Genomic DNA, 5191 nt, shown 5'->3' with positions numbered 1-5191 from the left:
CCGAGGATCGCGGTGGCGACTGCCGACCAGATGGCGACGGCGCCGATCCCGATCAGCTGGGCGACGAACTGGCTGCCAAAATCCATGCCTTCGGGATAGCCGATGCCGCCAAAGCCGGTACCGATGAACAGTGCCAGCAGCAAACTACCCAGCATGCCGCCGACACCATGGACCGCGAACACATCGAGGCTGTCGTCGATCTTGAAGCCGTTTTTGACCAGACCAACGGCGAAGAAACACACGAGTCCCGCCGCTGCGCCAATGATCATCGAGGCGCCGGGGCCGACAAAACCCGCGGCTGGCGTGATCGTCGCCAGGCCGGCAATGGCTCCCGTGGCGACGCCAACGGCGGTGGATTTGCCGACCTTGAATTTCTCGATCAAAATCCAGACGAGAGCCGCCATGGATGCGGCGACATGGGTGTTGATGATCGCGGCTGACGCGTCGTCGGTGGCAGTCAGCGCCGAGCCACCGTTAAAACCGAACCAGCCGACCCAGAGCAGTCCGGCGCCGGCGAGGGTCAGGGCAGGGCTGTGCGGCAACATCATCGTTTTCGGCCAGCCCATCCGCTTGCCCATCATGATCGCGACCACCAGCGCCGAGACACCCGCAGTGGTGTGAACCACGATCCCGCCGGCAAAATCGATGACACCGAGGCTGCTGAGCCAGCCGCCACCCCAGACCCAGTGAACGACCGGTGCATAGACCACCAGCAGCCAGAGCGCGGAAAACGCCATGACCCAGCCGAAGCGGGCCCGTTCGACCCATGCCCCGATCATCAGCGCCGGTGTGATGACGGCGAAGGTCAACTGGAACATGGCGAAGGTCGATTCCGGGATGGACGTTCCCTCACGCACATTGCCCAGATTGGCCATCATCCAGTTGAGGCCGCTGCCCAAAAAGCCGTGGGAGACACCGCCAAAGGCCAGCGTATAGCCAACGACCACCCAGAGAACCGAACATAGTCCGGCGACCGCCATGCACTGGATCAGCACCGACAGGAAGTTCTTCGAGCGCACCAGACCACCGTAAAAAAGTGCCAGTCCGGGCAAGGTCATCATCAATACCAGAGCGCTGGCGGTCAATATCCAGGCGGTATCTCCGCTATTGGCGACATCGGTAATCGATGGATCGAAGCCTTGCTGCGCGTGGAGCGGGGAAGCGGTGAGGCCGGTCAATAGCAGCAATCCCAAGGATCGGACTGGAAATTTCATGATGGTCCCCGCTTTTGAAATTTTATATTTTCTGTTCACGAATGCGAATCATATTGCGGCGAATTTCTAGTCGAGACCGGGAGCGGACTCAACGCAAAGCTCAAACCCAACCGTCGAGCACCTGATCGGGCGGGCGATGGCCATCTGCCCAGACCCGGATATTGGTGATTACCCGCTCGCCGGAAGCCTCGCGGCCTTCGAAAGTCGCGCTGCCCATGTGCGGCAGCAACACGGTGTTTCTGAGTGCGAGAAAGCGCGGATCGATATCGGGCTCATTCTGGTAAACATCCAGAGCGGCGCCGCCGATTTCCTGATTTTCCAATGCCTTGATCAACGCATCCTCATTGATCAGATCGCCGCGCGCGGTGTTGATCAGATAAGAGGAGGATTTCATCTTGCCGATCCTCTCGGCATTGATCATTTCATGGGTTTCTGCGGTATGCGGACAATGGAGCGAGATGATGTCGCACTCGCGGATCAACTGGTCGAGATCGGCCATGTAATTTGCCCGCAGCGTTTCTTCGACAGCCGGCGGTAATTGGCGGCGGTTGTGATAGACAATCGACAAGCCAAAACCGGAAGCACGGCGGGCAACCGCCTGACCGATACGGCCCATTCCGATGATGCCAAGCTTTTTCCCGCCAATACAATGGCCCAGCATGCCAGAGGGCTTCCAGCCCTCCCATTGCCCGGAGCGCATCAGCTTTTCGCCCTCGGACAGGCGGCGCGGCGCGGACAGGATCAACGCCATGGTCATGTCGGCTGTATCTTCAGTGAAAACCCCTGGTGTGTTGGTGACAAGGATTTTTTTCGCCCGTGCGGCGGCCAGATCGATATGATCGACCCCGGCACCAAAGCTGGCAATCAGCCGAAGCCGGTCCGGGGCATTGGCGATCATTTCCGCATCGATATGATCGGTCACGGTCGGAACGAGAACGTCGCAGTCCGCCATCGCTGCGATCAGGTCGTCGCGGGAAAATGGCTTGTCGTGATAATTGGGTACCGCGTCGAACAATTCGCACATGCGGTCCTGATTGGAGTCCGACAGTTCACGGGTGATGATGACACGCGGATTCGAGGGAGGTGATGAGTCTGGCATAGTTCCATCGCTATGCCTGAATTCTGTTACAGGTCAAGCAGGCGGCGCTTGAAGCCGCCCTGCGTTTCGGGCTATGCTAAGAGCAATCGGGGAATGAGTAACCAATCACCATGCGTATTCTGGCATTCATGCTTATCGCGAGTTCGGCCATCGGCCTGTCATCGCCTGCTTCGGCGCAGCAGGAGCCGCCTTATTGGGCATCGATCGACGAACCGGAGGCGCGGATGCGCACCGGCCCCAGCACCGAATATCCGACGATGTGGATATACCGGCGCGAGAAACTGCCGGTCAGAATTCTGGCGCGTTACAAGTCATGGCGCAAGGTAGAGGATCACGAAGGCACCCAGGGATGGATGCACGCCCGCCTGCTGAGCGCATCGCGCACGGGTCTGGTGCTGGCGACCAATGGAAAGCCGGCAGCTATGCGCGCGTTGCCGGATGCCAATGCCAAGGTCATCTGGCTGGCGGAACCCGGCGTGGTCGGCAGCCTGACCCAATGCGAAAATGGCTGGTGCCTGTTCGATGTGACTGGTCGGCGTGGCTATATCAGTTTTGCGGACGTCTGGGGCGAAGAGCCGCTCAAATAGATCAGTCGATCAATTCAAGAGCGACCGCCGTCGCCTCGCCGCCGCCGATGCACAGGGCCGCGACACCTTTTTTCAAGCCGCGCTTTTTCAATGCCGCGATCAACGTCACCATTATCCGCGCGCCGCTGGCACCAATCGGATGGCCGAGTGCGGTGGCGCCGCCGTTTACGTTGAGCTTGTCCCGGCTGATGCCGATATCCTGCATGGCGAACATCGCGACGCAGGCAAAGGCCTCGTTTACTTCCCACAGATCAACATCGGCAACCGACCATCCGGCCTTGTCGAGAACCTTTTGGATCGCCTGGACCGGCGCGGTGGTAAATTTCGACGGGGCATGAGCATGGGCGGCATGGCCGACAATCCGGGCGACGGGTGCCAGGCCCTTGGCTTCGGCGACGCTTGCCCGGGTCAGCACCATGGCGGCGGCACCATCCGAAATAGAGGATGCATTGGCGGCGGTGATCGTTCCGTCCTTGGCGAAAGCAGGGCGAAGCTGAGGAATCTTGTCCGGATTGCCCTTCAGCGGCTGCTCATCCTTGTCAACCGTGACATCGCCCTTGCGCGATTTCACTTCGACCGCAACGACTTCATCGTCAAAGGCGTCGCCTTCGACAGCGGCTTTCGCACGGGAGAGAGACTCGATGGAATATTCGTCCTGGGCTTCGCGGGTCAACTGATATTCACCCACGGTTTCTTCGGCAAAGCTGCCCATCGCCCGGCCTGGTTCATAGGCATCTTCAAGCCCATCGAGAAACATGTGATCCTTGGCTTCAGCATGTCCCAGACGCGCACCGCTGCGCATCTTGGGGAGCAAATAAGGCGCGTTGGTCATGCTCTCCATACCGCCGGCGACAATCATGTCGATCGAACCCGATGCCAGTGCCTCTGCGCCCATGATCGCGGCCTGCATGCCGGAGCCGCACATTTTGTTGACCGTGGTCGCTTCCACCGATTCCGGCAGGCCGGCATATATGGCCGCCTGACGGGCAGGGGCCTGACCCTGACCAGCGGACAGGACATTGCCCATATAGATGCGTTCGACATCGGCCCCTGCAACGCCGGCGCGCTCGACCGCGGCCTTGACCGCCACGGCTCCCAGATGGGCAGCACTGACTTCGCCCAGTGCGCCTTGCATGCCGCCCATCGGTGTGCGGGCATAAGAGAGGATGACGATCGGATCGGAACTGGACATATGTAGGCCTTTCTGGGTTTGCTGCGCCGCCCGTGGACAGCGCGAATCTTGCAACCGACATAGGCGCGGGCCTTTGCTTTTTCAATTGCGGCATTGAACGGCAAGACCGGCCGTGCCAAGCGATGGGAGAATATTCCGTGGAGCTTCCGTTGCCAGCTTTTCTCTTGCCAATCGCCGGTATCGTGCTGGGGCTGATTATCGGGAGCTTTCTGGCGACACTGATACTCCGTTGGCCCGAGGACCGTTCGGTGATCGCCGGGCGCTCGTCCTGCGATGCTTGTGGCCATCAATTGCGGGCATGGGAATTGATCCCGGTGGCAAGCTTCATCCTCCAGAGCGGGAAATGCCGCCAATGCCGAACCAGTATCGCAGCGGATCATCTGGCGGTCGAACTCGCGGCGGCACTCATCGGCGGTTTGGCGTTACTGGCTGCGCCAGGGGTGGAAGGATTTGCGGGAGCGATATTTGGCTGGCTGCTGCTGACGCTCGCTGCGCTTGATGTCAAACATCACTGGCTGCCCGACCGGTTGACGGCTATTCTGGCTCTGTCTGGTTTGTTGTCGGGCCTGCTATCGGCATCTCCCAGCCTGGTTGATCGACTGTTTGGTGGGTTGGCGGGCTTTGCATCACTAGCCATCATAGCGGCGGGCTATAAAGCGTGGCGAGGCCGTGAAGGGCTTGGCGGGGGTGACCCCAAAATATTGGCAGGCATTGGTTGCTGGCTGGGCTGGCAAGCGCTGCCGCTCGTCATATTGGGTGCCAGTGTCGCCGGACTGCTGGTTGCAATAAGCTGGCAGTTGCGAGGCAAGCCGGTCGCGGCTGACACTATGCTGCCGCTCGGGAGCTTGATGGCCTTGGCCGCCTTTCCGCTGTGGCTTTATCAGACCGCGGGCAACGGCTTGCCATATTGAACTGCGCGCGTAGGCTGATCTCACTGAAAAAGCCGTTGCCAGCGGAAGGGCTGTTCGCTAACAGAGCCTCGATTTCGCTGATCGTCGTTTGACACAGCCAGACAGCCCCTGTGGTGGAATTGGTAGACGCGCTCGACTCAAAATTGAGTTCTACCTTAAAATATTAGCCAAAAACCCTTTAATACCAA

At 59.7% G+C, this 5191-nt stretch carries 5 protein-coding genes; 2 read left to right on the top strand and 3 right to left on the bottom strand.

The window, feature by feature from the left end:
* Together ACEW8J_RS11565 and ACEW8J_RS11560 are read right to left on the bottom strand one after the other, a co-directional pair.
* The coding region (locus tag ACEW8J_RS11565; protein ID WP_373491796.1) for an ammonium transporter at positions 1 to 1214 on the bottom strand (1214 nt) is incomplete at its 3' end.
* Positions 1215 to 1314: 100 nt separating this feature from the next.
* On the bottom strand, positions 1315 to 2313 hold the full coding sequence (locus ACEW8J_RS11560) for a 2-hydroxyacid dehydrogenase (RefSeq protein ID WP_373491795.1): 999 nt from the start codon (positions 2311 to 2313) through the stop codon (positions 1315 to 1317).
* A 110-nt stretch (positions 2314 to 2423) separates the two neighbouring features.
* Between ACEW8J_RS11560 and ACEW8J_RS11555 the strand changes: the two genes are divergently transcribed.
* Positions 2424 to 2900, top strand: a complete 477-nt coding sequence (locus ACEW8J_RS11555) for an SH3 domain-containing protein (protein ID WP_373491794.1) — start codon at positions 2424 to 2426, stop codon at positions 2898 to 2900.
* A 1-nt stretch (position 2901) separates the two neighbouring features.
* Here the strand turns inward: ACEW8J_RS11555 and ACEW8J_RS11550 are convergent, their stop codons facing one another.
* Positions 2902 to 4092, bottom strand: coding sequence for an acetyl-CoA C-acyltransferase (locus ACEW8J_RS11550; protein WP_373491793.1), 1191 nt, complete (start codon positions 4090 to 4092; stop codon positions 2902 to 2904).
* A 149-nt stretch (positions 4093 to 4241) separates the two neighbouring features.
* Between ACEW8J_RS11550 and ACEW8J_RS11545 the strand changes: the two genes are divergently transcribed.
* A complete protein-coding gene (locus ACEW8J_RS11545; protein WP_373491792.1) occupies positions 4242 to 5003 on the top strand; it encodes an A24 family peptidase in 762 nt (253 codons plus the stop codon).
* Positions 5004 to 5191 lie beyond the last annotated feature (188 nt).

Source organism: Parasphingorhabdus sp. (assembly GCF_041748495.1).
Taxonomy (GTDB): Bacteria; Pseudomonadota; Alphaproteobacteria; order Sphingomonadales; family Sphingomonadaceae; genus Parasphingorhabdus.
This window is presented reverse-complemented; position numbering and strand designations above follow the sequence as displayed.

What these genes read in the sequence shown, in the direction of transcription:
- ACEW8J_RS11560 (WP_373491795.1), bottom strand. Translation starts at nt 2,313, where the DNA reads ATGCCAGACTCATCACCTCCCTCGAATCCGCGTGTCATCATCACCCGT.
- ACEW8J_RS11555 (WP_373491794.1), top strand. Translation starts at nt 2,424, where the DNA reads ATGCGTATTCTGGCATTCATGCTTATCGCGAGTTCGGCCATCGGCCTG.
- ACEW8J_RS11550 (WP_373491793.1), bottom strand. Translation starts at nt 4,092, where the DNA reads ATGTCCAGTTCCGATCCGATCGTCATCCTCTCTTATGCCCGCACACCG.